The organism is uncultured Microbacterium sp. (genome assembly GCF_963521695.1).
In the GTDB taxonomy this organism is placed as follows: Bacteria; Actinomycetota; Actinomycetes; order Actinomycetales; family Microbacteriaceae; genus Microbacterium.
The window spans coordinates 1-3,264 of sequence record NZ_CAUQWC010000305.1 but is presented as its reverse complement, the minus strand read 5'-3'; the positions used below and the strand labels follow the sequence as shown (position 1 = coordinate 3,264).

The window sequence follows — 3,264 nt, the reverse complement described above, 5'->3', positions numbered from 1 at the left end:
GTCGCCCTGCGCGACCTCGCCGACGCGGAGCACGTGCGGGCCGCCGTCTCGGCCGGGCAGCGGATCGTCGTACTCGGCGCGGGAGTGCTCGGCATGGAACTCGCGCTGGCCGCCGCCGAAGCCGGCGCCGAGGTGGTGGTGGCGTACCACTCCGCCGCCCCGATGAACCGCACGCTCGACGAGAACGGCGGACGCGTGCTCGCCGCCGCGGCCACCGCCGTCGGGGTGGAGATGATGCACCACGCCCGCGCCGAGAGCATCGTGCAGCGCTACGACGACCACGGCCAGGCGTGGTTCGACGGCCTCGTGTGCGCCGACGGCAAGGTGCTCGCCGGCGACCTGCTCGTGCTGTCGTGCGGGGTGGCGGCGCGGACCGAGGTGGCATCCCTCGCAGGCCTCGCCATCTCGAGCGGCGTGCTCGTCGACGGGGCATCGCGCTCGTGGACCGACCCGAACGTCTTCGCCATCGGCGACTGCGCGCACGTCGCCGACCCCGCCGACGCGGGCGACGACGGTCGAGTGCCGGGAGGGCCGAGCGGGCTCATCGGGCCCGGGTGGCGACAGGCCGACCGGCTCGCGGCGCTGCTGTCGTCGGGGGCTGCCCCCGTGCCGAGTGCGGGGGCGTCGGGGATCGCGGGCGGTTTCGACGCGGCATCCGCGAGCCCGGTTGTCGTCGCGGGTGCGGCGGCATCCGCTCCCCTCGAGCGACCCGGTGTCGTGATGCTGAAGGCAGACGGAATCGACGTCGTCGCCGGAGGCGCGGTCGACGCCGACCCCTTCTCGCATGCTCCCGGATGCCACGGACCCCAGGTCACCCTCTGGGCCGACCCCGCGCGCGGCGCGTACGTCAAGCTGGTCACCGTCGATGGCGTGCTCACCGGCTTCGTCGCGGTGGGGATGCCGCGCACCGGCGCCGAGCTCACCCTGCTGTTCGAGCGCGGATCCGAGCTGCCCGCCGACCGCTCGGCGCTGCTGCGGCTCGACGCCGCCGACGCCGGTATGGCCGTCGTCGCCGACCCGTTCGCGGCGGATGCCACGGTGTGCTGGTGCAACGGGGTGAGCGCGGGGGCGATCCGCGACGCCGTGGCCGCGGGTGAGCCGACGGTCGCGTGCGTGAAGGCCTCGACCCGTGCCGGCACCGGCTGCGGCGGCTGTGTCGGCCGGATCAGCGAGCTGCTCGCGCGGGAGGCCGTGCCAGCCTGAGGACGGGCAGCGAGGACGGGCCGAGATCACGCGATCCGCGCCAGGCGACATGTGGCGACCGCTACCGAACGTGTGATCTCGCGCGGAACGTGTGATCTGGCGGCGACAATGCGACCCGCAGCCGGGCGCCCGCCCGACACCACCGCGAAACGCACGGGCAGTACGCTGCACGCATGCCTCCGATCGAGAACCTCGTGGCCTTCGTCGCCGTGTCGGTCGTCATCATCGTCATCCCGGGTCCGAGCGTGTTGTTCGTCATCGGCCGCTGCATCGCCCTCGGCCGTCGGGCCGGCGTGCTCAGCGTCGTCGGCAACGCCCTCGGCACCGTGCCCGCGGTGCTCGCGGTCGCGTTCGGCGTGGGCGCCATCGTGGCTTCGTCCATCGTCGCTTTCACCGTGCTGAAGATCGTCGGCGCGATCTACCTCGTGTGGCTCGGCCTCCAGGCGATCCGTCACCGCAACGCGCACGTCACCGGAGCCGCGGTCGCCCCCACCTCGTCCTGGACACTGCTGCGCCAGGGCTTCGTCGTGGGACTCACCAACCCCAAGACCATCGCGTTCTTCGTCGCCGTGCTGCCGCAGTTCGTCGACCCGCGCGCCGGAGCCGTCTGGCTGCAACTGCTCGTGCTCGGCCTCATCTTCCAGGTGCTCGCCTTGACCTGCGACAGCGTCTGGGCCCTCGCCGCCGGCACCGCGCGCACGTGGTTCGCGCGGTCGCCGAAGCGCATCTCGACGCTGTCGGGAACGGGCGGCGTCATGATGATCGGCCTCGGCGGGGCGCTGGCGTTCACCGGCGCGAAGAGCTGACGCGTCCGTCGGGCGCCGGGCTGGGCAGGGCCCGTGCTCTCCGCTGATGGACCGCACACGGCGCCGAGACGGCGTCTGGCTCATGTTGCGGTCCGTCGCCGCGCCCCCGCTGACCGCCGTCTGACGCCGAGACGGCGTCTCGCTGACATCTCGTCTGCGGGCTGCAACGGGCTCGTCAGCCGGACGCAATTTCGCAGCTCCGGCATGCCCCCGCGTCACCCGGCGGAAGGCAGATCCCGGGACGCCGCGCCCTCGAGCCGCGTGCCGTCCGGGGCGTAGCGCGAGCCGTCGGCGGAGCTGTCCCACGATCGTTCGGCGTCGTTCCACGTGAGCGGCGTCGGGGCCACGAGCGTGCGCGTCTGCCCCTCGACCGTCGACACCGCGGCGGTTCGCGACCCGCGCCGGGCGAGAACGCCGTCGCCCTCGGCAGGGGGCCGGACGGGAGCTGTCTGCGCCGAGTCTCGCGCCGCGCTCGACACCCGCGCGCGTCGAGCGGCCTCGCCGATGCCCCGTCCGAGGTCGGCGGGTACCGTCATCCGGGTTCCGATCGTGCGCATCCACTGCGGCCGGTCGCCGCGTGAGACGCCGCGGATCTCGTCCGCCAACCGCATCGCCGCGGCCGGGGCGTTGGTCAGGCCCCACCCCGCGTATCCGGTGGCGAAACGCAGTCGGCCGAGGCCGCGCGGCATCCCTCCGACGAAGGGCACGAGGTTGTGCGATTGATAGTCCTGCCCCGACCAGCGCGAGATCTCGGCCCCGACGGGGAGCGTGCGGCGCGCCCAGGCGGCCAATTCGTCGGCGAGCGCGCGTTCCGAGGGAGCCGAGCCGACCGGATGCCGCGCCCCGGTCACGATGAGCGCAGATCGTCCGAACGATGACGGTGCCGCCACGACACTGCGTCCGTCGGCGCCGACCTCGCTCCACATGCCGCCCGGGGCTTCGGCATCCCCCTCCATCTCGAACGCGATGGCCCACGACCGCAGCGCGCGCGTCTTGAGGTCGTAGAGGCCGCGGCGGGTGACGGGCGTGCCGGTGGCCAGCACGACCGTCTCGCCGTACAGCGTGCCGCGGTCTGTGCCGACGTGCCCCTGAGGGAGTGCCCGGACGTCCGACACGCGGACCCCCGTGTGGATCACCGCACCGGCGTCGACCGCCGCGCGCGCGAGCGTGGCCGCGAGCAGTGCGGGGTCGAGGGCGAGCTGGTCGTCGAGGGCCACGGCCCGTACGGGCGTGCGTCCGCCGAGGTCGTCGGGGG

3 protein-coding genes are annotated in these 3,264 nt (G+C 73.9%); 2 read left to right on the top strand and 1 reads right to left on the bottom strand.

The window, feature by feature from the left end:
* The coding region (locus RWP81_RS15590) for an FAD-dependent oxidoreductase (RefSeq protein WP_314457637.1) at positions 1 to 1,203 on the top strand (1,203 nt) is incomplete at its 5' end.
* Positions 1,204 to 1,376: 173 nt separating this feature from the next.
* The gene (locus tag RWP81_RS15585) at positions 1,377 to 2,009 is read left to right on the top strand and encodes a LysE family translocator (protein WP_314457635.1); all 633 of its coding nucleotides are present in this window, start codon (positions 1,377 to 1,379) and stop codon (positions 2,007 to 2,009) included.
* A gap of 215 nt (positions 2,010 to 2,224) precedes the next feature.
* Here the strand turns inward: RWP81_RS15585 and RWP81_RS15580 are convergent.
* A partial coding sequence (locus RWP81_RS15580; protein ID WP_314457633.1) for an FAD-dependent oxidoreductase occupies positions 2,225 to 3,264 on the bottom strand: 1,040 nt, incomplete at its 5' end.

What these genes read in the sequence shown, in the direction of transcription:
- RWP81_RS15585 (WP_314457635.1), top strand. Translation starts at nt 1,377, where the DNA reads ATGCCTCCGATCGAGAACCTCGTGGCCTTCGTCGCCGTGTCGGTCGTC.